The sequence below is a fragment of the Mucilaginibacter sp. cycad4 genome (assembly GCF_034263275.1).
Taxonomy (GTDB): Bacteria; Bacteroidota; Bacteroidia; order Sphingobacteriales; family Sphingobacteriaceae; genus Mucilaginibacter.
On record NZ_CP139559.1, the window covers coordinates 2183584 to 2209013 of the forward strand.

Here is a 25430-nt window from a genome sequence, read left to right on the forward strand (position 1 = left end):
CCCTATTGGTGAAACCCCTCCCTGCACCCTCCCAAGGGCGGGAATCGCACAACCCCACGCTTTTTTATTTCTTCCGAATACTAACGATATCCTTATTGAACACTAAACCTGCGTCCCCTCTTCTACCGGTGTATACTTAGCAAAACTGGTAAGCAATTTCCTAACCTCCAATGGGTTGCGCAGGTAAAACTTAGCTGCCGAAAGATTGCTGCCAACTTTAATGGTTATAGCACTTTCGGGCAGGGCTTTAAAAATATCTTCGTCGGTATAGTCATCGCCGAATGCTATAATGAAATCATAGTCCCGGCCTTCGGTAAGTGTTAAAGCGGCCTTACCTTTGTTGATATCCATATTCTTCACTTCCAGCACCTTATCCCCTGGCAGCAATTGTAATCCTTTATCACTTGCAAGATATTTAAGGTTGTTCATTAACTCGTTGGCCCTTAGTTCACCAAGGCCAGCCTGGGCTTTACGGTAGTGCCAAACAAGTGAATATGTTTTCTCTTCAATAAAAGAACCCGGCGTACGGTCTACATAAGTTTCCAGTATAGGATAAATATCATGTTTCCACTGATCGCTAAGCCCCGCTATTTTATGCCAGGTAGTCCCGGGTTGCTTAAACCACGAACCATGTTCGGCAATAAGATAGATATCGTTACCATTAAACCAGCTGTCAAGGTTTTCATGCTTGCGGCCGCTTATTAAAACCAATTGATTTGCAGGGTCTTCTGCGAGTTTATTGATGATATTATAAAGCTCTTTATCCGGGCTGGCCTGGTCGATGTTTGATTTGAAACTTACCAGCGTACCGTCATAATCCAAAAAGATGATCCGCTTTTTAGTTTTAATATAACGGTTAATAATGCTTTGTTCGGTAGTGTTGCTTACGTGCCTGGCCTGCATGGAGCGCTGCATGAGTTTTACTTCCCTCAGCCTGTCCATAAAAATTTTAACCCAGTGCGATGTATTGAATTTTGCAACAAGCTGCCTCATCGGGATCATGCGCCGGCGTTGTTCTTCAAGCGGCATATTGATGGCCTGTAAAATGGCCCGGCAAACTTCCCCGGTGTTATTAGGGTTGACAATTATGGCATCTATAAGTTCTTTAGATGATCCTGCCATTTCGCTCATAATCAATACGCCATCATTATTTATCCGGCTGGCTACATACTCTTTACTTACCAGGTTCATGCCATCGCGCATGGGTGTAACCAAACAAACATCGGCCGAATAGTAGAGTGCCGACAGGGTTTCGATGGGGAATGAGCGGTAATAATAATGCACAGGGCTCCAGTCCATAGTACGGTACAGCGCATTGATCTTGCCTACCTTTTTATCTATTTCATCACGGAGGTGTGCATATTGCGGCACCGTATCACGTGAAGGAACCACGATCATATAAAGCGTAATGTGCTCAATGCATTCCGGGCATTGTTCAAGCAGGAGCTCAAAAGCCTCCAGCCTTTGCAGGATCCCCTTGCTGTAATCAAGCCTGTCTATAGAAAGGATCAGTTTTTTGTTCTGAAAATTCTCTTTAATAAGTTCGATCTGCTGTTTTACATCGTCCTGCAGTGGTAATGAGGAATACCTTTTTTCATCGATACCCATCGGGAATGACTCAATAACAACCGAACGCTCGCCATTACTAATCACGTTGGCGTTGGATGATACCGGAAGTAAGCGTGTGGCCGCACCTAAAAAGTGGCGCACATCATCAAAGGTGTGTAAACCAATCAGATCGGCGCCCAGCATTCCATCCAACAGTTCCGAACGCCAGGGGATTAACCTGAACATTTCATTTGAAGGGAAAGGAATATGCAGGAAAAAGCCGATTGAAACATCCGGCATCTCCTGCCTAACCAACTGAGGCAGTAACAGTAACTGATAATCATGGATCCAGATCACATCCCCGGGTTCGGCAATGCTCAGGATCATATCCCTGAACTTTTTGTTTACCGCTTTATAGTAATCCCAGTTTGATTGTTTGTATGCAGCATAAGTTGAAGCGTAGTAATGAAATACGGGCCATAAAACCTCGTTACTAAAACCTTCGTAGTATTGGTTGATCTCTTCCTGATCTAAAAAAACAGGGATCAGGCTTAACTCTTTTAATTCTTTTGTAACCTGGTCTTTATCTTCCTGCTCAGCAACTTCTATTCCGGGCCAGCCTATCCATACGTTATCGCCCTGTTTATATATTGAACCTAAACCGGTAGCTAATCCTCCCTCGCTTGGTGATGAATGGTATGCACCATCAGTTTTGGAAATTTTAACAGGCAAACGGTTTGATACAATTATTGTTTTCGACATATGAAGTAAATATTAATTAATATTTAAAAGGCGAAAACAACGTTTTTGTTTTATGAAATGAGGCTTTATGACATAAAAGTGTGATTTATAATCATAAAAAAAGCCGTCCTGATATTCGGGACGGCTTTCCATTGTTATAATTTTTCGGGATTATTTTACTTGTTGGAAAAACTCGATGTTAGCTTGTTGAGTGATCCTTACTAAAACTTCGTGTTTGTCGTTTTTCAAGTCAACAAAATATGAAGTTGGCTCGATAGCGTCATTGATTGAAGTGTTAGCCTGGTAAACGATAACCTCGCCTACTTCGTAACCTTTGTATTCAGTGTTGATTTGTTTAAGGGCTTTAGCTGGAATAGCTTTGTTGTCAACACGTTGAGTTGTACCTAAAAACTCACCTTGAAGATTGTAGAAAGCTGTTTTTTGAACGCCATCAACAGTAAAAGTAGCTTTTTGAACGTTTTTGGTTACAGTCCAGTTAACGTTAGTAGCTTCAGCAAAGTCAGCAGTAAAGCCGTGTAATGCTACGTAAGAAACGTTGGTACCACCATCTGATTTTTTGCCGCCATCAGCGAAAGCGTTTACAGTAAATAATGCAGCAGTTGCTATTGTTAAAAATATCTTTTTCATGTTCGTTTAAATTTTAAATCCATAACAAAAGTATAATATACTTATCAATATTTAAAATTTTGTTGAACTTTTATGAATATTTAATAATTATAGCCTTTTATAGCTTCAAAATTTAAATTTTGTCAATTACCTTAGTGTATATTTTACAATATCTAAAAGAAAAAACGCCAATTAATGGCGTTTTTGTTTTGCTAAACCGATTTATGTTGTCACTGAAATGTCATTTAGCCGTTATCTGCGAAGCCGGGATATAAAGTCATGCCCCCATCCGCAAAAATTGTCACTCCGGTAATGTAATCCGACTCGTCGGATGCCAGCCAAACTGCCAGTTTTCCAATATCGTCCGGCTGGCCAATCCGGTTGTAAGGGATAAGGGTCAATAACTTATCCATAGCCTCCGGGGTTTCCCAGGCTTCCTTATTAATAGGTGTTTGTATAGCACCCGGCCCTATCCCATTCACTCTTATCTTATGCGGGGCAAGTTCCTGTGCTATACTTTTCATAAACATCATAATACCGCCCTTACTGGCTGCGTAATTTACATGGCCCGCCCAGGGAATTACTTCATGTACGCTGCTCATGCAGATGATCTTGCCCGCGGCTTTGCTTCCTCCTTCAACAACACCGCGTTTTATAAACTCCCTGGCAGCCTCCCTGGCACAAAGAAACTGGCCGGTTAAGTTAATACTGATCACTTTGTTCCAGTCATCAAGCGTCATATCAACCAATCTGGCATCTTTTTGCAAACCGGCATTATTTACAAGGATATCGATAGTGCCGTATTGCTTAAATATTTCGGCAAACATGGCTTTTACCTCTTCTTCGTGGCTCACATCAGCCCGGAATGCAAATGCCTCGCCGCCTGATGCCCTGATCTGGCCAACCACATCATCGGCGGCAGCTTTATTATGGGCATAGTTAATCAGTAGTTTGGCTCCGGCAGCGGCCATTGCCAACGCTACGCCTTTACCAATGCCGCTATCGGCACCAGTTACCAACGCCGCTTGTCCTTTTAATAGTTGGGGGTTATTGCTCATAGATAAACGTTTTTGTGTTTAAGATAAGCAATTGAATTGAGAGGGGAATTGTTTTTGTCTGAACCGGGATTTCTCCCCGTCATTGCGAGGCACGAAGCAATCGCGAACTATACAGGGCGAACCTGCTAATCGGGGATTGCTTCGTGCCTCGCAATGACGCTTTTGAAGAAACGGACGACAAATTACAACGCCTTTATATAATCATGAAACATGTACAGGGCTTTCTTCTTTTCCGCTGTTAAATCATAATCTATTTTAACCATCAGGTAGTCAACCAGGTCAAAATCATCGCGCATGGTTAATTCTTTAAACAGCTCTTCCCGGTGGTCAAGGCCGTATTTTAACGACTCATTAAACTCATCCATAAATTCCTGCGGGATAGGTTTATTGGCTATCCAGGCTGCAAAGGTGAACGGCAGGCCGGTCATTTTTTGCCATTCTTCGGCAAGGTCGTAAACGTATCTGTATTGCTGCTTCTTGCCGAAGGTACGGTCGCCTATTTGCACAAAGGCGGTTTGTTCATCTGTAGATTGAGCATAATCCGGCGCATTAATTACCTGCTGTGGATTTACCTGCCAGTGGTTTTTAAGCAGCACACGGGCCAGGTTATTTGATGAGCGCGATTGCGGATCAAGCTGAATAGTGGTTACATCCTTAATATCGCAATTACTGAAAATAAAAACTGAGTTTACTGCGCCTACTGCGCCAATGCAATAGTCAGAAACAATTTCCCATTTTGGCAAACTCAATGCCGCTGCAACCGGGATAAGACCGATATCAACCACATCGTCTATGAGCTTTTGTGCACAGTCTGACGGGATATCAAGGCTCAGGTCAATTTTGTTAATAATGTCGGTATGTTGAATGCCGTATAAAAAGGGTTTGGTATTAGTGTAGCTTACTGCTGATATTCTGATCTTGTTCACAAATTCGCTATTTCTATTCTTCGGAATGTTTTAGATGTTCGGCGTTATTAAAGTCGATGATCTCAAATTTTTCGCCATTGTAGGTTACCTTATATAATACCAGGTTTTGATGCGGGAAGGTATCCATTTCGGATAAGGGTTTGCCGGTAAGGATGCAAAGCAACAAGCGTAAAGCACGGCCATGCATACAAATAAGCACGTTTTTTTCTTCAGGGTGGCTCATGATCACCTCCATGGCCTCGCGCTGGCGTACCTCAACCTCAAGCGGACTTTCGCCTCCTTCAAATTTGCTGTCGAGTTTACCATCCAGCCAATCGCGCATAATCTGCAGAAAAGCGGCTTTATTATCGGTAGTTGGCGACTGGCCTTCGTGAATGCCCCAGGCCAGCTCATCCAAACCCGGAAGCTTTTCATAAGGAATCCCCAGATCAATAAAAGGCTGGATACTTTGCTGGGTGCGCTTTAATGCCGATATATAAATTTTATCAAACGGGACTGTTTTATAAGCCTCAAAAAACTGGCAGGCCTGTTTACGGCCTTCGTCATTTAAATCGGTATCTACTCCGCGGCCCTGTATAATACCAAGTTTGTTATACTCAGTTTGGCCGTGGCGTACTATATATAAGGTTTTTTGTATCATTCTTCTTTAAGCTTAAAGCGCAAGGCTTAAAGCTTTCCTGCTTGTTGTGTTTTTTCTTTTTAGCTTCCGGCTTTAAGCTTTTAGCTTCAATTAATAACCGGTAATTTGTAGTACTGGGGCTTTGGCTCATCGCCAAACTCAAAGTTGGTATAATCCGTTACTACATTATATAATGTATCACGTTCGATGGGCTGGCGGCTTACGTGTTTAATTAACTCTACCACCTGTTTGGTGCTCATGCCGGGATGCTGCTCTTCGGCACCGGCCATTGAGTATATTTTGGTGGTATCATCCAGCGTTCCATCAATATCGTCAACGCCAAAATTAAGCGAAAGCTGTGCTGTAGTACGGCTGATCATGGCCCAGTAGGCTTTGATATGATCAAAGTTATCCAGGTAGATGCGGGATACAGCGTAATTGCGCAAATCTTCAATTACCGAAACCTCGGGTACGTGCGACATCTGGTTATCCTTGTTACGGAACTTAAGCGGAATGAATGTCTGGAACCCGCCTGTTTTATCCTGCAACTGGCGCAGGCGCTCCATGTGGTCAACACGATGTTTATATGCTTCAATATGCCCGTAAAGCATGGTTGCATTTGAACGGCCGCCAAGCTTATGCCACTCTTCATGAATAGCCAGCCACTGATCGGCAGTGCATTTATCTTTCGAGATCTGGTCCCTTATTTCAGGGTCGAAAATTTCCGCGCCGCCGCCGGGGATTGAGTCCAGCCCTGCTTCCTGCATCAGGCGCATGCCAGTGGCGTAATCAATTTTTGCTTTTTTAAATATGTAATGATATTCAACCGGAGTTAACGCCTTGATATGCAGTTCCGGGCGGTGGGCACGGATGCGGGCAAAAAGCTCCTGGTAAAAAGGCACATCATATTGCGGCAACACACCGCCAACAATATGGACCTCGGTAACGGGCTCGCCGTCATATTTGGCAACCATGTTGAACATCTCATCCATGGTATATTCCCATCCTTCTGATTTTTGTTTCAGCAGGCGCGAGTATGAACAAAATTTGCAGTCGTAAACGCAAAGATTGGTTGGCTCAATATGAAAATTACGGTTAAAATAAGTTTTATCGCCGTGGCGTTCCTCGCGAATGTAATTGGCTAAAGTGCCAAGATATCCAAGTTCGCCCTGCTCGTAAAGCAAAACGCCTTCATCAAAAGTGATGCGTTGTTTGTCAAGAACTTTTTGAGCAATATGCTTTAAATCAGCAGATAAATTCGGATCGTTAAGTAAAAACTGTAAATTATCTGAATTATGCATCAATTAAAAATTTGACCAAAGGTACTAAAAAGCATAAAAGTAATATGCGTTATGACACATATCGGCCAAATTTCACGGTAAATTACAATAAAGTTACAGAGCCTTGATTTCGCTTATAGCGATGCCTGTTGAGCAATCATCCTGGCAGCCATTGGGTACATAGCTGGCTATTGAGATCATACCATCATTATTGGTTTCAAAATAAATGGTGTTCTTTTTCTTATCTGCTGCAAGCCATTCGTTCTTTGCTTTTTGATAAACCTGGTCCAGGGTTATTGGCGCAGCACCGGCGGCGTGCTGGTTTAACGAATTTTTATCTTCATACCATTGATCCCCTATTTTTTTTGTTGGAGGAGTATTTGCAGCTGTATATTCTAAAGTATATGAAAGATAATCTCTTGATACTACCGCGCCATTTTGAACGGTGATCTTTGTTTCGGAGCCATAGCCAAAAATTGAACCGGCATTAACGGTGTAAGTATAAGAGTTTTTGCTTTCGGCCTTAAAGTTTTGCCATGCTTTATAGCTTTTGTCGTAGGCTGTATCATTGGCATCTTTTTTACAGGCATATAGCCCTATAATAGCAAACAGGAAGATAAGGCATTTTTTCATGTGGTTTGGTTTTTAAACCTATTCGGCAAAAAATATAAAAACGCTACAGCTAAAAACAAATATTCTTGTTTATTTTGGCCGATATCATAATACAATACCATGAAAACTGAAACTATAGCCATACACGCCGGTAACCACGTTGATGAAGCAACAAGGGCCGTGATACAACCCATTATTATGTCAACCACGTTTGAGCGCGGTGAGGATGGCGGTTTCCCGGCGGGTTATATTTACAGCCGTTCATCAAACCCCAACCGCCATGCATTGGAGCATGTGCTGGCTAAGTTAGAGGGCGGTGTTGAAGCGGCTTCCTTTTCATCGGGCAATGCGGCCGGGATGTCGGTATTTCAATCATTGGAGCCTGGCACCCATATAATTGCGCCCGATGATATGTATCACGGCCTGCGCAACCAGCTTAAAACCCTTTTCGCCGGGATCCTTACCTTCGATTTTATCGATGTGAACGATCCGGAAGTTTTGCAGCAGCACATTAAACCCGAAACAGGTTTGATCTGGATAGAAACGCCTTCAAACCCTTTGCTTAAAATAACCGATATTAAAAAGGTAGTTGCCATTGCCAAAGCAAAGGGTATTAAAGTTTTATGCGATAATACTTTTGCAACACCAATTTGCCAGCGGCCGCTTGAGCTGGGCGCGGATATGGTTATGCACTCGGCCACCAAATACTTCGGCGGGCACAGCGACCTGATGGGCGGCGTTTTGATTACTGCCGAAAAGAACGATTGGTGGACAAAAATCAGGCAGGTGCAGGAAATGGGTGGCGCTATCCCCTCGCCTATGGACTGCTATTACCTGGTACGCAGTATCAAAACCTTGCCGTACCGTGTAAAAGGCCATGTACAAAATGCCCAATTGCTTGCCGAATATCTTGAACAACATCCGAATGTTGAACAGGTAATGTACCCTGGTTTGCCATCGCACCCGCAACACGATATTGCCAAAGATCAGATGCTGGCTTTTGGTGGGATGTTATCCTTTACTATTAAAGGTGATGAGAACGATACCCATAACATTATTAATAAACTTAAGCTATTCATTAAAGCAACCAGCCTGGGCGGTGTTGAAAGCCTGATAGAACACCGGGCTACCGTTGAAGGCCCTGATACAAAAACACCGCGAAACCTGCTTAGGGTTTCCGTTGGGCTGGAGCATATTGATGATCTGATAGCTGATATGGAACAGGCTTTATTGAGGTAAAAGGCAAAAGGTTAAAGGTTTTGTGAGAAAAGGATTTTCGATCTACACGAACGCTACTACCTTTTGCCTTTAACCTTTTACCTCAAAAAAAATAAAATTTGGTACATTATCCCATAATCCCTTATATTCGCAACATTATTTGGTAGCGATACCAAGGTCGATCAATACTCCGCACATAGTTCGGGTTTTGATTTATAAAGAAGCGGCGAGAGATCAGGCTCAATGACCCGCTGGCAACCCTTCAATGTTGAAGAAGGTGCCAATTCCTGTCCCGGCAAATAACACCGGGGAATATAAATTTATAACCATGAAAAGTTTAATTAAATTTACGCAACGCAACACTTTTTACACCTTAAACGGTAACGTACAATATATTAGCTCCCCTATTGGCTGTATTTGTATGTGTTGCTGCTGTTGATGCTTAGCACGCTCCTATTTTTCATTCTCTGAAAAGCGTGTTGTTAACCGGTTGTTTTTAAACCGGCTTTCCAAATCCATCTAAACATTAAAAATCTAAATTAAACACATTAAAAAATTACAACTATGTCTGCCTTAAAATTCGAAACCTTACAATTACACGCCGGCCAGGAAGTTGATCCAACCACAGGTTCACGCGCTGTGCCCATTTACCAAACTACTTCATACGTATTTAACAGTGCCGAGCATGGTGCTAACCTGTTTGCATTAAAAGAGTTTGGTAATATTTACACCCGCATCATGAACCCCACTACCGATGTATTTGAAAAACGCATCGCAGCTTTAGAGGGCGGGGTGGCTGCGCTGGCAACAGCATCGGGCCAGGCCTCACAGTTTCTTGCCCTGAATAATATTTTACAGGTTGGCGATAACTTTGTTACTTCCCCTTTCCTGTATGGTGGCACTTATAACCAGTTTAAAGTAGCATTTAAACGTTTGGGTATCAATGCGCGCTTTGCCAAAGATGATACCGCGGCAAGCATTGAAGCACTTATTGATGATAAAACAAAAGCAATTTTCCTGGAAACCATAGGTAATCCCGGCTTTACCATTGCCGATTTTGACAAGGTGAGCGAAGTTGCCAAAAAACATGATCTGCCATTAATTGTTGATAATACCTTCGGCGCGGGTGGTTACCTCTTCCGCCCTATCGAACATGGCGCTAACGTAGTTGTTGAGTCGACAACCAAATGGATTGGCGGGCATGGCACCAGTATTGGCGGTGTTATAATTGACGCCGGTAATTACAACTGGGGCAATGGCAAGTTCCCGCAATTTACAGAGCCATCTGAAGGTTACCACGGACTGATATTTAACGATGTATTTGGTATCGGCGGTCCGTTTGGCAATATTCAATTTATTATCCGCGCCCGTGTTGAGGGCTTGAGAGATTTCGGTCCCTCTCAGGCGCCATTTAATTCATGGTTGAATATCCAGGGACTGGAAACGCTGTCACTGCGTGTACAGCGCCACGTTGACAATGCCCTGCAATTAGCCAAATGGCTGGAGCAGCATCCGCAGGTGGCAAGCGTAAATTACCCGGGACTGGAATCATCACCGTACCACGAGCTTGCAAAAAAATATTTAAAAAATGGTTTTGGCGGCGTATTGTCATTCGAGATTAAGGGGAGTAAAGAGCAGGCCAGCCAGGTGATCAACAACCTGAAACTGGTAAGCCATTTAGCCAATGTGGGCGATGCAAAAACGCTGATCATCCAGCCATCGGCAACCACACATCAGCAATTATCTGCTGAAGAGCAATTAGCTGCCGGTGTTACACCAGCATCATTGCGTGTAGCTGTTGGCATTGAGCATATTGACGATATCAAAGCCGATTTTGAGCAGGCTTTTGCGAAGATTAGGGCAAGTGAGGGTGAATTAGTTTAACAATGTATAGTTTTTTTTAAGTGATATAGTAAACGTTACGTGTAGTTAAGTCTTAAGTTCTAAGTCTACAGCCCGAAGTCAAATCTTTAAAATGTTTGACTTTCGACTTCAAACTAAAGACTTTCGACTTAACACAGCGTGACAAATAACAAGAATGAACGCAGAGATATTTAAATACACTGATACTTTTGAATTTGAATCGGGCCGGCAGCTTGAGGGCTTAGAGATAGGCTTTCATACATACGGCAGGTTAAATAAGGAAAAAAATAACGTTGTTTGGGTTTGCCATGCGCTCACAGCCAACAGCGATGTGTTTGACTGGTGGAAGGGACTTATTGGTGAGGGCTACTTTTTCAACCCCGAAGAGCATTTTATAGTTTGCGCCAATATTTTGGGTTCGCCTTATGGTACTACCAGTCCGTTGAGCATTAACCCGGTTACCGGGCAGCCTTATTATCTTTCATATCCCCAGTTTACTACAAGAGATATGGTTAAAGCGCACCAGTTGCTTGCCGAACATTTAAACATCAATAATATCAGTGTATTGATTGGCGGTTCATTAGGTGGGCAGCAGGCTATGGAATGGGCTATTATTGAACCAGAGCGGATCAAAAATCTGATCCTGATAGCTACCAACGCTAAACACTCGCCATGGGGCATTGCCTTTAACGAATCGCAGCGTTTAGCTATTACTGCCGACCGCACCTTTTATGCCAATACGCCCGAAGGCGGTCAGAAAGGCTTAAAAGCCGCGCGCAGTATTGCGCTTTTAAGTTATCGTACTTATAAAACTTACGGTATTACCCAGCAGGAAGAAGCCGACGATGTACAGGACAATTTCCGCTCTTCATCATACCAAAATTACCAGGGTCAAAAGCTGGTGAACCGCTTTAACGCTTATAGCTATTGGTACCTGACCAAAGTGATGGATTCGCACAATGTAGGCCGCGGCCGTCACGGGGTTGATAAAGCCTTGAGCCTCATCAAAGCAAAAACTTTGGTTATCGGTATCTCATCAGATGTTTTATTCCCTGTTGAGGAGCAGCAATACCTGTTCAGGCATATCCCCAAAGCTGCCTTTGCCGAACTGGACTCGTTTTATGGGCATGACGGATTTTTAATTGAAACAGAAGCATTAACAAACATATTTACATCGTTTTTTAAAACCGATGTGAAAGGAAAAATTATAGAACTGCAACGTACAGCGTAATGAGTAAAAAGTTAAATATCGGCCTCTTCGGATTTGGAGTTGTAGGCCAGGGTTTATATGATATCATCAAAACAAAGCATTTAAATATCGAGATAGTAAAATTTGCTATTAAGGATCCAAATAAAAAACGTTCTTTACCGGCACATTTATTTACTACCGATAAGGAAGAACTGCTCAATAACCCCGAGATCAATACTATAGTTGAGCTCATCAATGATACTGAAGCCGCTTTTGAAATTGTTTCAAGGGCTTTAAAATCGGGCAAGAACGTGGTATCTGCCAGTAAAAAAATGATCGCCCTGCATTTGGACGAACTGATCGACATCCAGCATCAATATGGCACATCGCTATTGTATGAAGGCGCAGTTTGCGGTAGCATCCCTATTATCCGCAATTTAGAAGAGTACTATGATAATGAATTGTTGCACTCGATAAGCGGCATTTTCAACGGCTCATCAAACTATATTCTTTCAAAAGGTTTTATTGAAGGGCTTGATTACGACAGTGCATTGAAACAAGCGCAGGACCTCGGCTTTGCCGAAACTGACCCAACCAGTGATGTCGGCGGTTTTGACGCCAAGTATAAGCTGGTTATTGCTGCTGCCCACGCTTATGGCGTTGTTGTACAGCCTGACGAGGTATTTAACCTGGGCATCCAAAACCTTGCCGCTGCTGATCTGCAATATGCACGTGAGAAAAACCTCAAAATTAAACTGGTACCCGTAGCTAAAGAACTTGACGACCGCAACGTTGCCCTGTTTGTATTGCCCAAATTTGTGAACGATAAAGAGTTTTTATACAACGTTGAGTACGAATACAATGGTGTAACTGTGCAGGCTGCCTTTGCCGATCAGCAATTCTTTTTCGGGAAAGGCGCAGGTGGCCACCCTACCGGTTCGGCCGTACTGTCGGATATTGCCGCATTGCGTTATAACTACCAGTACGAATACAAAAAAGCTAAAGAAAAAACAGATCTTAATTTTACCAATAACATCGAATTAACCATTTATCTGCGTTATGATGATGAAGAACTGGTTGAAGCATTGAACTTTGAACACATTAATGAGCGTTATTATTCAGGTAGTTATAAATTTGTGATAGGAAAAATCAATTTGCAAAATCTGATCGCTAATCAACATCGTATATCTGAGAGTAAGGCTTTCGTAGCCTTTGCCGATCAGCTTACGGGGGTCAGCTTGGCATCGGTAACTAAACAACAAACAGCCGAAGTTTTTTAATAGATTCTCCGGTTGTTAATAATAGAAAAAGGCTTCTCAAATTGGGAAGCCTTTTTCTATTATGTATTTATTTTGTTATTATAAACTTATTTAGCCGGTTCCGCGGCTTCTTTAGCCGAGTTAAGGAACACAAACTGATTATCAAACATATCAATTTTGATAACGCTGTCTTTATCTACCGTACCGGCCAGGATCTGTTTACTCAACTCGTTCAGGATCTTTTTCTGGATCACACGTTTTAACGGACGTGCGCCAAATTGCGGATCATAACCTAATTGCGCCAGCCAATCCAAAGCTTCGTCGGATGCCTCGATAGTTACGCCCATCTCGGCAAGGGTTTGCTGTACATGTTTAAATTGCAGTTTAACAATATCATGAATTTCATCGCGGTTTAGCGGGGTAAACATGATAATCTCATCTATCCTGTTCAAAAACTCCGGACGAATGGTTACCCTTAACAGGTTAAACAACTCGTTCTTTGTTTTTGCCACCAGTTCATCGCGGTTCTCATCCTCCAGGTTTTGGAAATTTTCCTGGATGATATTTGAACCGATGTTCGAGGTCATGATGATGATGGTATTTTTAAAATTCACCACGCGGCCTTTATTATCGGTCAACCGGCCATCATCCAAAACCTGCAACAGGATGTTGAACACATCAGGATGGGCTTTTTCAATTTCGTCCAGCAGTACTACGCTGTAAGGCTTGCGACGAACGGCTTCTGTTAACTGCCCGCCTTCATCATATCCAACATAGCCCGGAGGCGCTCCTATCAGCCTTGACACAGCATGACGTTCCTGGTATTCGCTCATATCTATCCTCACCAACGCGCCTTCGTCGTTAAACAGGTACTCGGCCAAAGCCTTTGCCAGCTCGGTTTTACCTACACCGGTTGTTCCCAAAAATATGAACGAGCCAATTGGTCTGCGTTTATCCTGCAAACCTGCACGGCTACGGCGGATAGCATCACTTATAGCTTCTATAGCCTCTTCCTGTCCTGCAACACGCTTGTGCAGTTCATCTTCAAGGTTAAGCAGTTTCTCGCGTTCGCTCTGGATCATTTTGCTTACCGGGATGCCTGTCCAGCGGCTCACTACACCGGCAATATCATCGGCAGTAACCTCTTCTTTCAGCATGCGGCTGTCGCTCTGATTTTCAAGCAGGGCAGCTTTTAGCTTTTCAACCTCGGCCTGGGCTTCTACTATAGTACCATAGCGTAACTCCGCTACCTTGCCATAATCGCCGGCACGTTCGGCTTGTTCAGCTTCCAGCTTATAATTTTCAATCAGCTCAACTTTAGTATTAATACCGTCGACAAGATCCTTTTCGCCTTTCCATTTGGCACGTAAGGAATCACGCTGTTGCGAGAGGTTGGCTATTTCCTCGCTCAGTTCGGCAACCTTACGGTCGTCCTTTTCACGTTTAATAGCTTCACGCTCAATTTCCAATTGCATAATGCGGCGCTCAAGCTCATCAACTACTTCCGGTACCGAGTCCATTTCCAACCGAAGTTTTGAAGCAGCCTCGTCCATAAGGTCGATGGCCTTATCCGGTAAAAACCTGTCGGAAATGTAGCGCTGTGACATTTCGACAGAAGCGATGATCGCTTCGTCTTTAATCCTCACTTTGTGGTGGGTTTCATAGCGTTCTTTCAGGCCACGTAAAATAGATATAGCATCAGCAGCATCAGGTTCTTCAACCATCACTTTTTGGAAGCGGCGTTCCAAAGCTTTATCTTTTTCAAGATACTTCTGATACTCGTTAAGAGTTGTAGCACCAATTGAACGAAGCTCACCACGGGCCAGGGCAGGTTTTAAGATATTGGCCGCATCCATAGCGCCTTCTCCCCCGCCTGCACCTACCAAGGTATGGATCTCATCAATAAACAGTATGATTTCCCCATCGCTTTGAGTAACTTCTTTTATAACTGCTTTTAACCGTTCTTCAAACTCCCCCTTGTACTTGGCACCTGCTATCAGTGCACCCATATCCAATGAGTATACTACTTTGGTTTTCAGGCTTTCGGGCACATCGCCTTTGATGATCCTGAAGGCGATCCCTTCGGCAATAGCAGTTTTACCAACACCGGGCTCACCAACCAAAATCGGGTTGTTTTTGGTACGGCGCGAAAGGATCTGGATAACACGGCGAATTTCATCGTCGCGGCCAATAACCGGGTCGAGCTTGCCCGAGCCGGCGTATTCGTTCAGGTTACGGGCGTATTTGTTGAGGGCATTGTAAGTTGCTTCGGCGTTTTGATCAGTTACTTTGCTATCGCCGCGTAGTTCAACAATGGCTTTTTTCAGGTCTTTTTCATTAACGCCCGAATCTTTCAGAATAGTGCTTACCGCACCACCAGCTGCCAAAATGCCCAACAGTACATGCTCAACTGATACAAATTCGTCTTTAAATTCTTTTAAATATCCTGAAGCTTTTTGCAAAGCTGAATTTGCTTCAGACGAAAGATATACATTACTCCCGCTTACTTTGGGGAAGGATGCAATTTGCGCATCTAACGTATCATTTAACCTGTTCAGGTTAACATTTAGTTTCTTTAATAAATAGGTAATTACGTTTTCATCAACCAGCAATAAGCCTTTAAGCAGATGCGCGGTCTCAATAGCTTGCTGTTGGTTACCAACAGCAATTTCAGATGCCTTTTGTACGGCTTCCTGAGCTTTTATGGTAAAGTTGTTAAAATTCATAGTACTCAGTGTTGATCAAATTATCGGCCATAGTATCCATAGTGAAAAATTGTCGTTTAAAATTAAACAACAATGACACTTTGCCATGATTATTAGCAATTTAGGCGTTAATATTAACAATAGTACGAGGCAATTTGTCGTTTAATACAGTAAAATAATAATAAAAGTATGCGTCAAGTGAAGATATTAAGGACGCTAAATAGCGCAGATGAGCTTAACAAACACCTCACTAACAGACAGGCGTGGGCTTGCCTGTTAGTGAAATATTGTGTAACGGATAAAGATAATTGCGAGGGTGCAATTCTTGTTGTCTATAAATGGAGGGCTTATAATGTAACGAGGGCTTTTAGTCAGCCAGCCGCGGGTTTAATTATCCAATTTATCAACTTTAACTAAATTGCAGGTCCAGGCAAGTCCTTTTCCGCCATTTCTTCCGTCAACCACGCCACTTGTCTTCATCGTTTTTTTATTGCTGCTTAACGTGTAATAATTGGCATACTGCCTTCCTTTGAGATCATATGTGGCGTTGGGCCTCGCATCTATAATCGTCAATACATAAATACTGTCGGATAAGACTTTAAAAGTACCGCTGTGTGTAACAATCTGCACATTATTTTCTTTTGCAATGTTATAAAAGCTGCCGTCCGACCTGAATACGACTTGAGATCCCGGATTGGTTGTATCCTTCCAAATACCTACAAACGGTTTAATTTCCTTCTGATTAGCCCTTTCTACAGTTTTGCAGGAAAAATTTGTTAATACAGTAATTAGAATTGCGATAGATTTAAGAGATTTCATTAACATGTGATTTTGGTTTATGATGTGTAAATTATTTATCCCTTTTTAAAAAACAATTAAGGTTCATCAAAATAGGCTTATATGTTCTTTGACCCAATATTTAGTAATAGGGTTAACCATGCTTTGTCACATTTTTGTTACATTATTTGAAAATATTTTCATAATTTTGTTTAATCCATAAAATATAATTGAATACCCATTTCTTTTTTAACAGTCTTCCAATCAAATACCGGTCGCAATACCGCGATCATTATACTTACCAGAACCTGGTGGCTATCAGGGGCGCCAGTATGATATTTTTGCTGCTTAATGTCATCATTCGCATCCTTTACCTTGTATTCCCGGTTAGTTTAACCAAAGCACAAAATTTCCCTGAGTTTAATTTCAGTAACTGGGTTTTCATTATTGTAACCCCAATTTTCCTGATAGCCAGTAACCTTTTTATCGTTAGATTTAAAAGCCATAAAAACGCTACAACAGGCATGTCATTGCTTGTGTTTTTGTTTGCGCTTTATATTATTGTTTGCGGCATGTATTCCAGCTTTATAGCCACCTCCAATCCGAGTAATGCCCTCACCTTATATCTTGTTGCACTAAGCTTAATCAGCGTGATAGTTGTTTTGGAATATTATGAAACTGTATTGCTGCTTATTGCCATTGAGCTTTTTTTTACTTCTCTGCTATTTTACAGTCAGACGCCGGCCACGGATATGTTGTATAACCAGTTGATTTCAGCTATCTTGCTTTCAGGCTTTTATTTTATATCAAGGTACTTTTTTTCCTACAAAGCCAACTATTATTTTCAGGTGATAGAGATCCGCGAAAAAAACGCGGAAATAGAAAAAGCAAGCGAGTTTAAAAACCAGGTGTTGGGTATGGTTGCCCATGACCTGCGTAACCCGATAGCTGCCGTTGAGTCAATTGCCATGATGATGGAACTTGATGAAGTTGACGAGGAAACGCAGGACAACATCAATATGATGAAGGCATCGTGCGTAAAAGCCCGGAGTATTATTGATGATTTATTGGAGGCCGCCCGCAATGAGAATATCGCAGTTATTGAAACTCAAAACATCGAGCTTAACCAATGGCTTAATACCATCGTAAATGAATGGAAATTGCAACTGGGAAGCAAGGTTAATGTACTGTTCAGCAGTTCGGTAAGTGTTGCCCATGCACTCATAAACCACGAAAAATTCCACCGGGTTATTGATAACCTGATCAGTAACGCGGTGAAATTTTCAAAAGACCGGGATAATGTAGATGTACGCCTGCTTAAACAAAATGATACCGTAGTTATTGAAGTTCAGGATTACGGCATGGGCATCCCTGCCGCTATGCTGCCGGAGATTTTTAACCAATTTTCAAAAGCAGGCCGAACCGGTTTACGTGGCGAAAAGTCGACCGGGCTTGGCTTGAGTATTGTACGCCAGATTATTGAAAAGCATAAAGGCACCATCAGCGTTACCAGTACCGAAGGACAAGGATCAACATTCAGGATCACGCTGCCGGCAGTTAATTCGCTTTAGAATATTAAATTATCGTCATGTTGTCCGCCGGCTGGCGGATCAATACCTCACATGCTAAGCAAATCACCAACTTTTCTTGTGGGGCGCTGAAACAAATTACCTATGAACATAATAAAATTGTGGTCATGTTGATTACTTGTTTCAACACCCTACTCGCTATGTAATCACGCTGAGCAAATCGTCTACTTGTCCTATGGGGTGCCGAAACAAGTTCGGCATGACGGTGTGGGGTGTCATTTCACCTTCAGGCATTTTCAATTTGTTATATTAAACAACCTCAATAGTAACAACCCCACCTGCCTTAAGTGCATCAAAGATCTTTGTATGGAGTTTAGCAGTAGCAACTGTACTATGCAGAACAGCATCAACTCCTTTGTCATCACCCGGTAGAAGGCAGCCGTCGGTATCTTTTGCAAAATTGCCAACATGGATCTCAATTCCGGCGAAACCGGGTACATTCTCTAATAATGGCAGGTTTTCGTTGTGTTTGGGGCTGAAAAATTTGACTACATTATAGGTTCCTGTAGGGATGGCTGTTTGCGTTTTGATCTTGATCGAAGCAATTTCGGCGGGTGTCATTTTGCTGTTCAATCCTCTGTCTACATCCTCCAGTATAAAACATTCAAATACACCGTTTATTGATAGTTCGCCAATGGTTGATTGTTTGGTTTTGATTTTGCGTTCGAGTTTTAAGTTTAGGTTCATGATATTGGGTTTTTAATTGCTTAATATTAGTAATTAAAAACCTAATTATCAATAATTTAAAATACAAAAATCATATTCGTTTTTATTAATTATTCTTCCTTTAACTTATAAAACCTATTGTCAAAGTTAACCAAAAACAGTTCGGTAGTAGCGCGGGTGAGAGCTGTATAAAACCAACGCAAAAAATCCATATTGATCATTTCATCGGTTACATAGCCCTGGTCAACAAAAACTGCATCCCACTGGCCGCCCTGGGCTTTATGGCAGGTAATGGCATAGGCAAATTTAATTTGCAAGGCATTGTAATAAGGATTGAGCTTCAGCTCATTGTGCATGGCCCTTTTATTAGGTAAATGTTCGTAATCCTTCATTACTTCCTGGTAAAACCGTTTCTGATCTTCCTGGTTCAATGCGGGCGAATCCGCATAGAGCGTATCAAGTAGCACCTTACAATCAAGGGTTGGGTCTTCGGCGTAGTCAATAAATTCCAGCTGCACATCGGCAAAACGAAAACCGTACATCTCTTCAGTACGGCGTACTTTTACAATGCGGGCAATATCGCCATTGGCAATAAATGCGGTACTGTTCTCATCCTTATCCTGCAGCCAAAAGTAATTGTTCTTTACTATCATGATCTGGTCGCCGCCGGTAAGTTCCTCCTCCCGGTACAAAATACGGTTGCGGATCTGCCCGTTATACAAGTTGGCATTTTTATTTGAGCGACAAATGATAAGCGTACGGTCATAGCCGTATTTACGATAGGCATATTCCAAACCTTCGGGCAACCGCTCACCTGTCATCCTGAAAACGTCCTTAAACCCTTTGGTAACAATTTTAGGTGCTTCGATGGTTTCGGTGCGGATCAGGTCGCGGATATTGGTTGCATTGAATAATATGCCCGAATCTTTTTGCTGCCTCAATACCTCAGTGAGCTCATATTTAAATATCGTAACGCCAAACTTGCCGTTCATTACCTGCTCATCAAGCGCAGGACTGCTATCGGCACCTACGGGGGGCAACTGGGCAGTATCCCCTACCAGTATCAGCTTGCAGTTTTTATCGTTATAAACGTATCGCAGTAAATCGAACAACAATGATACCTGGTTGCTGCCCATTGCCTCATCCGAGATCATGGAGGCCTCATCAACAATAAAAAGGGTATCGCTGGCCAGGTTATCGGCAAGGGCAAAACCATCATCAATAGTTAAAGCCGATTTTTTACGGTAGATACGTTTATGGATAGTAAAGGCTTTGCGGCCGGAGTAATTGGTAATCACTTTGGCGGCACGGCCTGTTGGCGCCAGCAATACGGCCTTATAATTATAATGCTTCAATGCTTTTACCAGCGCACCTACTATAGTGGTTTTCCCGGTGCCGGCATAGCCTTTCAGAATAAAGCATTCGTCGCCTTCGGTACTTTTTAAAAAAGTATGCAGCTTGCTAAAAAGCTCCGTTTGCTGGCCTGTTGGCTCATGCGGAAATGACTGGCGGATATGATCGGGACTTGACACCCTGCAAAAATGCTGATAAGTAATTTAATTCAGTAAGATTAGTTTTACATTTGGGCCATGGAATTTGACGAAAACAAAGAGGAAGAAAAATACAACGAAGATGATTATGTAGATATTTACTCCAAAAGGGCGATATTTTGGTTTTCGTTTTTTAACCTGATATTTGGCGGTGTGCTGCTGGTTATTAACTTATACAATGCCGGGTATAAAAAAGCTGTTCCGGCAGTGCTGGCCTTTGTTTTGTTCTTTTCATATCTCTCCTATTTTGTAATACTGCATTCGGGCGTTAACCTGCAACAGGTTGTTGATGCCATGAACGCAACGGCAAAAGGTGGCCAGCCAACGCCTGCGCAAATTACTGCAATGCTTTCCGTAGCAGGCCTTAATATAGGTTTTGGGCTGATTGGTGCATTAATCCTTAGCCAGTTTTTTTTCAGGAGGTATTTTCCGGATAATGATTATTATCCCAAACCGGTAGGGCTGCCAATCCTGATATTTATCCTCCTGATGTTGTTAACCCGCATTTTATAATAGCATACCAATTTGGGCTGCAGTAATTACTCTATCTGCCAAAAAATATTACTTTTGTTAAAACCGGTATGAACGAACACAATTATACTTACCATGATGATAACTTTAGTTTGGATAAAACTGAAGATTATACCTTATTAATACAGGTAGAAAGCAATTCGTTTTCGTACGCCATTGCTGAAAACGGCAAGCTAATAGCCTGGGCCGAAAATTATCCATTTGATGAGCTAAGTGATCCGCAGGAACTACTTGACCTTCTATCGGCCAAGTACAGGCAAATTATTATCGGCTTACCAGCCCACAGCTTTACGCTTATGCCTGCAGAATTGTTTAGCGATGAACGCCTGCCAAACCTGGCCCGTTTCCTGGATGTGAAAGCCAACAGCAAGGTTGTAGCCCAGGTATTGGACAAGGAAAATATTATTGTGTACAATACCAGCGAAACCATTGTGAATGCCGCAGAAGAATTTGGCATCCGTAATACGGTTTTTACATCAAAAGGCTGGTTAGCTGCCATTGCTCAAAACAATCCCGGCAATGACTGCCTTTACCTCAATATTGAAAAAGAAAAGGTGGAGATAGCTCATTTTGCATCCGACAAACTGCGTTTTTATAATTCATTTGATTTTATTGGGGATGATGAACTGGTTTATTTTGCCGTGCTGGTTGCCAATGAACTTAACCTTGATGCTAAATATACCGGCTTATATGTAAGCGGTAACATTGAAGCCAACAGTAAAGGACTAAGCCGCCTGGCCGAATTTTTTAGAGGGGCCGAAGTTAATAATTTACGTGTATTACAATTACCTGCAGAGGTGGTAGCTCACAGGGTGTTATCAATAGCGGCTCTTTCATTATGCGCATTATCGGAGGCAGTTTAAAAGGCTTAAGGCTTAATCCACCTAAAAATCTTCCCGTTCGCCCTACAACCGATTTGGCAAAGGAGGCTTTATTTAATATCCTGCTTAATCAAATTGAGTTTGAAGGCATTAAAGTACTTGACCTGTTTAGCGGCACGGGCAACATTTCACTTGAGTTTGCTTCACGCGGAGCTTCGGAAGTTATATCTGTTGACAGGAGTATTCATTGCGTTAATTATCTTAAAGATACCTCACGTCAGCATAAGCTTACACAAATAAAAACTTACCGTGAGGATGTATTCAAATACCTGAATATTGAAACGGAACAGTACGATCTGATATTTGCGGATCCGCCGTATGATCTGAACAGGATCCCCGATTTGCCAAAAGTTATTTTTGAAAAGAGCCTGCTTAAACCTGATGGCCTGTTAATTGTTGAACACCAATCGCTTCAAAATTTGAGCAATCATCCGGCTTTTGTGGAGCAAAGAAAATACGGGCATTCTTCATTTTCATTTTTTAGGCCGGTTTAGATATCTGCCTTTAAAACAACTATCCCGCTTTCTTTAAATCCCTTTAGCTGGTCGGGATCTGCATCTGTGATGATCGCATTGATGATATCTAAGCCTGCAAAGTTAAGGTAGGTTTCTTTTCCAATTTTACCGGAATCGCAAAGAATATAGGTGTAAGCACTGTTTGCTGCGAAAGCAGTTGTAATGGATGCTTCATGTTCGCTATTAGCAAACAACCCTGTTTCCGAAATACCGTCGACACCCAAAAAAGCTTTGGTTGCCCTGTACTTTTGGATATGCTCAATGGCAATGGTGCCATGTACAGCTTGTCGCTCCTTATCCAGCTCCCCTCCTATTATATTGATACTCACAGCGCTATCCTGTAGCTCATATATAACAGGTAATGAGTTTGTTATAACCTTTATCTTCTTGTTTTTAATGAACTGGCAAAGCCTGAAAACAGTGCTACCGCAATCCATAAAAATAATATCACCGTCATTGATTTGTGATGCCGCCCGGCGGCAAATAGCATCTTTGACTACGGCGTTTTGTGCGCTTTTGTTCACAAAGCTATGTGGTTTTTCATGGGGATTAACTTTTGTTGCTCCTCCATGAGTACGATAAAGCAATCCATCTGCTGCCAATTGGTTCAGATCGCGCCGTATTGTAATTTCTGAAATGCTCAGTGCAACAGCCAATTGCTTTATATCTACCTCTCCGCTTTGACTGAGCTGCTCAATTATTTTTTGTTTTCTTTTTGGAAAATTCATTTTATTAATCTTATTTTCGTTCAAAAATAATCAATATTAATCAAAAACGATCAAATAAAAATGAAGCAAATTAACCTCCTTAGCACAGAAATTTTATCGGATAACTGGTACGTATTAAGAAAGGTAACTTATGAAGCTACCGAAAGCAATGGAAGCAAATCTGTGCAAAGCCGTGAGGCTTATGACCGCGGCAACGGTGCAACCATTTTGCTTTATAATAAAGCACAGGGATCGGTAATATTAACCAGGCAATTCAGGCTGCCAACTTATATCAACGGAAATCCTGACGGAATGCTGATTGAATGCTGCGCAGGTTTGCTTGATAAGGACAATCCGGAAGATTGTATCCGCAAGGAAACCGAGGAAGAAACAGGTTATAAAATAACGGATGTTAAAAAGGTTTATGAAGCTTACATGTCGCCGGGCTCTGTTACCGAAATCCTTTACTTTTTTGTAGCCGAATATGCCAAAGAAATGAAAGTTAGCGATGGCGGCGGCCTTGCTCACGAAAATGAAAATATTGAGGTTTTGGAAATCCCGTTCAGCGAAGCCCTGCAAATGGTAAAAACCGGGGAAATAAAAGATGGCAAAACAATTATGCTTTTACAGTATGCTCAATTAGCTTCGTTGGTTTAGTTGATCAGGTGAATGGTCCATCTTGTTAGATACACTGCCGCTTTATTAAAATAATGCCGATAAAAGGCAAAAAACAACCGTTCACTTAAGCAACCCAATCAACTAATCGCTAATTTTACTGCATGAAAATAGCCCTTTTTCCAGGTTCATTTGATCCGCTTACCAAAGCTCACGTTGATATTGTGAAACGATCCGTCGAACTTTTTGATAAGCTTTATATCGGCATTGGTGTAAACAGCAGTAAGAAGGGGTTGCTAAGTGTTGAGCAGCGCGAACAAATGATCAGGGCCGTTTTTGCGCACGATGAACGGATCCATGTGATAGCTTATGAAGGCCTTACCGTGGATTTTTGCAAGAGCATAGGCGCTGCCTACATGATCAGGGGGATCCGTACTGTATCTGATTTTGAATACGAAAAAGCGATCGCCCAGATGAACCATTCGCTGGCGCCCGATATTGAAAGTATCTTTATTGTAAGCAAGCCGGGCTATTCATCCATCAGTTCAACCATTGTGCGGGAGATCATCCGTTATAATGGCGATGTAAGCCAGTTTATTCCGAAAGAGGCATTACCTTATTTGTAACCAGCTTTTCCTTGTGCAATACGTCCATAATAGATGGAAAGGTATTTTCAACTATTGGTTCAATGTGCTCGTGCTCAAACCAGCGCACATCGGTAATACCCTCCTCTTTTTGAGGTTTTAGTTTTTCTTTACCCTTGCTTTTCATGGCAAACCAATGCGTTTTCTTAAGCACTACTTCGCCGCGGTTCACATATACGTGGTAGGTTTTACAAATTTTTTCTCCCAGTTCGCTTACTTTTATACCGCACTCCTCCTCTACCTCACGCACTGCCGCTTCTTTTACCTTTTCATCTTTTTCTATTTTGCCTTTGGGCAGGTCCCATTTGTCATTGCGGTAAATAAATAAATACTGCCCCTTAGTGTTCATAACCAGGCCGCCCGCCGCTTCAATAAGTGTAATGTTTTTCTTAACAGCTTTAAAATATACCCTGGCATTGGCTGTTTTTATATAAAACAATTTATTGGGGTTAGCGAGGATCCAGGTGTATATAATTTTGAGGTCAAAGGTCTCTGCATCAAGCCTTTCAAAATTATCTGCATGCTTTGGTTCAGATTCTGTGAGCAGGATAACCTTTTCGTTAATATAAATTCTGTATTTTTGAGCCATGTTTACTAATAATGAGATCGAACAACAAGTAGCCGAATTCCTGCTGCAAATTAAAGCAATTAAATTACAACCCAATAATCCTTTTACATGGGCATCGGGCTGGAAATCTCCAATTTACTGCGATAACCGCGTTACACTTTCTCATCCAACCATCCGCACTTACATCAGGCAGCAGTTAGTTGCAGCCATACAGGAAAAATTTGGTTCGGTTGGCTGCATCGCAGGTGTAGCAACTGCAGGCATCCCGCAAGGCGCATTAGTGGCACAAGAATTAGGCCTTCCTTTTATCTATGTGCGTTCAAAACCAAAAGAGCATGGCACAGGCAGCATGATTGAGGGCGACGCCCCTACTACATCCGGCAAACGTGTGGTAGTAATTGAAGACTTGCTTTCAACCGGTAAAAGCAGCCTGCAGGCTGTTGAAGCCCTGCGTGCAGCAGGTTACGACGTTGCCGGCCTTGCTGCCATATTTACTTATGGTTTTGACATTGCCGACGAAAACTTTAAACAGGCTAACTGCCCTTACGTAACCCTATCAAACTATAACGCACTTATTAAATACGCAGAAGAGCACCAGTTCATTAACGAAAAAGATGTAAACCTGCTCAAACAATGGCGCGAAAACCCATCAACCTGGGGCGAAATAGCTGCAAGTTAACACCGCTGAGTTTTTTAGATTTATATGATTACGTTGATTTTTTTACAAAACGTATAATTTGTC

General features: G+C 42.2%; 24 protein-coding genes and 1 riboswitch. Of the genes, 11 read left to right on the forward strand and 13 right to left on the reverse strand.

Annotated elements, in window-relative coordinates; genetic code table 11:
• Positions 1–102: 102 nt before the first annotated feature.
• The 7 genes from SNE26_RS08880 to SNE26_RS08910 form a co-directional block, all read right to left on the reverse strand.
• Entirely contained in the window at positions 103–2310 is a 2208-nt protein-coding gene (locus SNE26_RS08880; protein WP_321558999.1) for a bifunctional alpha,alpha-trehalose-phosphate synthase (UDP-forming)/trehalose-phosphatase, read from the reverse strand.
• 150 nt (positions 2311–2460) lie between these two features.
• Positions 2461–2937, reverse strand: coding sequence for a hypothetical protein (locus tag SNE26_RS08885; RefSeq protein WP_321559000.1), 477 nt, complete (start codon positions 2935–2937; stop codon positions 2461–2463).
• 224 nt (positions 2938–3161) lie between these two features.
• Complete coding sequence (locus SNE26_RS08890; RefSeq protein ID WP_321559001.1) at positions 3162–3974, reverse strand: SDR family oxidoreductase; 813 nt, start codon at positions 3972–3974, stop codon at positions 3162–3164.
• Between the two features lie 182 nt (positions 3975–4156).
• A complete protein-coding gene (locus SNE26_RS08895; protein WP_321559002.1) occupies positions 4157–4900 on the reverse strand; it encodes a menaquinone biosynthesis protein in 744 nt (247 codons plus the stop codon).
• 13 nt (positions 4901–4913) lie between these two features.
• Complete coding sequence (locus SNE26_RS08900; protein WP_321559003.1) at positions 4914–5540, reverse strand: histidine phosphatase family protein; 627 nt, start codon at positions 5538–5540, stop codon at positions 4914–4916.
• Between the two features lie 86 nt (positions 5541–5626).
• Complete coding sequence (mqnE, locus tag SNE26_RS08905) at positions 5627–6820, reverse strand: aminofutalosine synthase MqnE (RefSeq protein WP_321559004.1); 1194 nt, start codon at positions 6818–6820, stop codon at positions 5627–5629.
• Between the two features lie 93 nt (positions 6821–6913).
• Complete coding sequence (locus SNE26_RS08910) at positions 6914–7432, reverse strand: hypothetical protein (protein WP_321559005.1); 519 nt, start codon at positions 7430–7432, stop codon at positions 6914–6916.
• A 99-nt stretch (positions 7433–7531) separates the two neighbouring features.
• Here SNE26_RS08910 and SNE26_RS08915 point away from each other — a divergent pair, with 99 nt between their 5' ends.
• The 4 genes from SNE26_RS08915 (at position 7532) to SNE26_RS08930 (ending at position 12961) form a co-directional block, all read left to right on the forward strand.
• On the forward strand, positions 7532–8650 hold the full coding sequence (locus SNE26_RS08915; RefSeq protein WP_321559006.1) for an aminotransferase class V-fold PLP-dependent enzyme: 1119 nt from the start codon (positions 7532–7534) through the stop codon (positions 8648–8650).
• Positions 8651–8839: 189 nt separating this feature from the next.
• A riboswitch (SAM riboswitch) is annotated at positions 8840–8950 on the forward strand.
• 243 nt (positions 8951–9193) lie between these two features.
• Positions 9194–10513, forward strand: a complete 1320-nt coding sequence (locus SNE26_RS08920) for an O-acetylhomoserine aminocarboxypropyltransferase/cysteine synthase (RefSeq protein ID WP_321559007.1) — start codon at positions 9194–9196, stop codon at positions 10511–10513.
• 154 nt (positions 10514–10667) lie between these two features.
• Complete coding sequence (gene metX / locus SNE26_RS08925) at positions 10668–11723, forward strand: homoserine O-acetyltransferase (RefSeq protein ID WP_321559008.1); 1056 nt, start codon at positions 10668–10670, stop codon at positions 11721–11723.
• Positions 11723–12961: a homoserine dehydrogenase gene (locus SNE26_RS08930; protein WP_321559009.1), complete on the forward strand. Its 1239-nt coding sequence runs from the start codon at positions 11723–11725 to the stop codon at positions 12959–12961. Before metX ends, SNE26_RS08930 begins: the two co-directional genes overlap by 1 nt.
• Before the next feature lie 86 nt (positions 12962–13047).
• Here SNE26_RS08930 and clpB read toward each other — a convergent pair whose 3' ends face one another.
• Entirely contained in the window at positions 13048–15666 is a 2619-nt protein-coding gene (gene clpB, locus SNE26_RS08935; protein ID WP_321559010.1) for an ATP-dependent chaperone ClpB, read from the reverse strand.
• Between the two features lie 366 nt (positions 15667–16032).
• The gene (locus SNE26_RS08940; RefSeq protein ID WP_321559011.1) at positions 16033–16464 is read right to left on the reverse strand and encodes a hypothetical protein; all 432 of its coding nucleotides are present in this window, start codon (positions 16462–16464) and stop codon (positions 16033–16035) included.
• A gap of 188 nt (positions 16465–16652) precedes the next feature.
• On the opposite strand from SNE26_RS08940, the gene SNE26_RS08945 reads away from it, so the two are divergent.
• Complete coding sequence (locus SNE26_RS08945; protein WP_321559012.1) at positions 16653–17993, forward strand: HAMP domain-containing sensor histidine kinase; 1341 nt, start codon at positions 16653–16655, stop codon at positions 17991–17993.
• A 267-nt stretch (positions 17994–18260) separates the two neighbouring features.
• On the opposite strand, the gene SNE26_RS08950 is transcribed toward SNE26_RS08945, so the two are convergent.
• Positions 18261–18698 (reverse strand): DUF5675 family protein, encoded by a 438-nt coding sequence (locus SNE26_RS08950; protein WP_321559013.1) that lies wholly within the window; start codon positions 18696–18698, stop codon positions 18261–18263.
• Positions 18699–18787: 89 nt separating this feature from the next.
• A complete protein-coding gene (locus SNE26_RS08955) occupies positions 18788–20209 on the reverse strand; it encodes an AAA family ATPase (protein ID WP_321559014.1) in 1422 nt (473 codons plus the stop codon).
• A 57-nt stretch (positions 20210–20266) separates the two neighbouring features.
• Here SNE26_RS08955 and SNE26_RS08960 point away from each other — a divergent pair, with 57 nt between their 5' ends.
• From SNE26_RS08960 to rsmD, 3 genes are all read left to right on the forward strand, one after another.
• Entirely contained in the window at positions 20267–20740 is a 474-nt protein-coding gene (locus tag SNE26_RS08960) for a hypothetical protein (protein ID WP_321559015.1), read from the forward strand.
• Between the two features lie 68 nt (positions 20741–20808).
• Positions 20809–21621 carry a DUF3822 family protein gene (locus tag SNE26_RS08965; protein WP_321559016.1) on the forward strand — a complete coding sequence of 271 codons (813 nt, stop codon included), beginning with the start codon at positions 20809–20811 and terminating at the stop codon, positions 21619–21621.
• Complete coding sequence (gene rsmD, locus SNE26_RS08970; protein ID WP_321559017.1) at positions 21597–22133, forward strand: 16S rRNA (guanine(966)-N(2))-methyltransferase RsmD; 537 nt, start codon at positions 21597–21599, stop codon at positions 22131–22133. Before SNE26_RS08965 ends, rsmD begins: the two co-directional genes overlap by 25 nt.
• Here the strand turns inward: rsmD and SNE26_RS08975 are convergent.
• Positions 22130–22882, reverse strand: coding sequence for a DeoR/GlpR family DNA-binding transcription regulator (locus SNE26_RS08975; protein ID WP_321559018.1), 753 nt, complete (start codon positions 22880–22882; stop codon positions 22130–22132). The genes rsmD and SNE26_RS08975 overlap by 4 nt on opposite strands.
• 60 nt (positions 22883–22942) lie before the next feature.
• Between SNE26_RS08975 and nudK the strand changes: the two genes are divergently transcribed.
• Positions 22943–23518 (forward strand): GDP-mannose pyrophosphatase NudK, encoded by a 576-nt coding sequence (gene nudK / locus SNE26_RS08980; protein ID WP_321559019.1) that lies wholly within the window; start codon positions 22943–22945, stop codon positions 23516–23518.
• Positions 23519–23640: 122 nt separating this feature from the next.
• A complete protein-coding gene (gene coaD / locus SNE26_RS08985) occupies positions 23641–24102 on the forward strand; it encodes a pantetheine-phosphate adenylyltransferase (RefSeq protein ID WP_176626870.1) in 462 nt (153 codons plus the stop codon).
• Here coaD and SNE26_RS08990 read toward each other — a convergent pair.
• Complete coding sequence (locus tag SNE26_RS08990; RefSeq protein WP_321559020.1) at positions 24071–24709, reverse strand: NUDIX domain-containing protein; 639 nt, start codon at positions 24707–24709, stop codon at positions 24071–24073. The two genes, coaD and SNE26_RS08990, sit on opposite strands and share 32 nt — an antisense overlap.
• Here SNE26_RS08990 and pyrE point away from each other — a divergent pair.
• Positions 24708–25367, forward strand: coding sequence for an orotate phosphoribosyltransferase (gene pyrE, locus SNE26_RS08995; protein WP_321559021.1), 660 nt, complete (start codon positions 24708–24710; stop codon positions 25365–25367). The two genes, SNE26_RS08990 and pyrE, sit on opposite strands and share 2 nt — an antisense overlap.
• The last annotated feature ends 63 nt before the right edge of the window (positions 25368–25430 follow it).

Coding starts and splice junctions, on each gene's coding strand:
- SNE26_RS08940 (WP_321559011.1), bottom strand. CDS start 16,464: ATGAAATCTCTTAAATCTATCGCAATTCTAATTACTGTATTAACAAAT.
- SNE26_RS08915 (WP_321559006.1), top strand. CDS start 7,532: ATGAAAACTGAAACTATAGCCATACACGCCGGTAACCACGTTGATGAA.
- SNE26_RS08930 (WP_321559009.1), top strand. CDS start 11,723: ATGAGTAAAAAGTTAAATATCGGCCTCTTCGGATTTGGAGTTGTAGGC.
- SNE26_RS08880 (WP_321558999.1), bottom strand. CDS start 2,310: ATGTCGAAAACAATAATTGTATCAAACCGTTTGCCTGTTAAAATTTCC.
- SNE26_RS08885 (WP_321559000.1), bottom strand. CDS start 2,937: ATGAAAAAGATATTTTTAACAATAGCAACTGCTGCATTATTTACTGTA.
- clpB (WP_321559010.1), bottom strand. CDS start 15,666: ATGAATTTTAACAACTTTACCATAAAAGCTCAGGAAGCCGTACAAAAG.
- SNE26_RS08890 (WP_321559001.1), bottom strand. CDS start 3,974: ATGAGCAATAACCCCCAACTATTAAAAGGACAAGCGGCGTTGGTAACT.
- pyrE (WP_321559021.1), top strand. CDS start 24,708: ATGTTTACTAATAATGAGATCGAACAACAAGTAGCCGAATTCCTGCTG.
- SNE26_RS08965 (WP_321559016.1), top strand. CDS start 20,809: ATGAACGAACACAATTATACTTACCATGATGATAACTTTAGTTTGGAT.
- SNE26_RS08950 (WP_321559013.1), bottom strand. CDS start 18,698: ATGAACCTAAACTTAAAACTCGAACGCAAAATCAAAACCAAACAATCA.
- mqnE (WP_321559004.1), bottom strand. CDS start 6,820: ATGCATAATTCAGATAATTTACAGTTTTTACTTAACGATCCGAATTTA.
- nudK (WP_321559019.1), top strand. CDS start 22,943: ATGAAGCAAATTAACCTCCTTAGCACAGAAATTTTATCGGATAACTGG.
- SNE26_RS08910 (WP_321559005.1), bottom strand. CDS start 7,432: ATGAAAAAATGCCTTATCTTCCTGTTTGCTATTATAGGGCTATATGCC.
- metX (WP_321559008.1), top strand. CDS start 10,668: ATGAACGCAGAGATATTTAAATACACTGATACTTTTGAATTTGAATCG.
- SNE26_RS08920 (WP_321559007.1), top strand. CDS start 9,194: ATGTCTGCCTTAAAATTCGAAACCTTACAATTACACGCCGGCCAGGAA.
- SNE26_RS08900 (WP_321559003.1), bottom strand. CDS start 5,540: ATGATACAAAAAACCTTATATATAGTACGCCACGGCCAAACTGAGTAT.
- SNE26_RS08975 (WP_321559018.1), bottom strand. CDS start 22,882: ATGAATTTTCCAAAAAGAAAACAAAAAATAATTGAGCAGCTCAGTCAA.
- rsmD (WP_321559017.1), top strand. CDS start 21,597: ATGCGCATTATCGGAGGCAGTTTAAAAGGCTTAAGGCTTAATCCACCT.
- coaD (WP_176626870.1), top strand. CDS start 23,641: ATGAAAATAGCCCTTTTTCCAGGTTCATTTGATCCGCTTACCAAAGCT.
- SNE26_RS08990 (WP_321559020.1), bottom strand. CDS start 24,709: ATGGCTCAAAAATACAGAATTTATATTAACGAAAAGGTTATCCTGCTC.
- SNE26_RS08960 (WP_321559015.1), top strand. CDS start 20,267: ATGGAATTTGACGAAAACAAAGAGGAAGAAAAATACAACGAAGATGAT.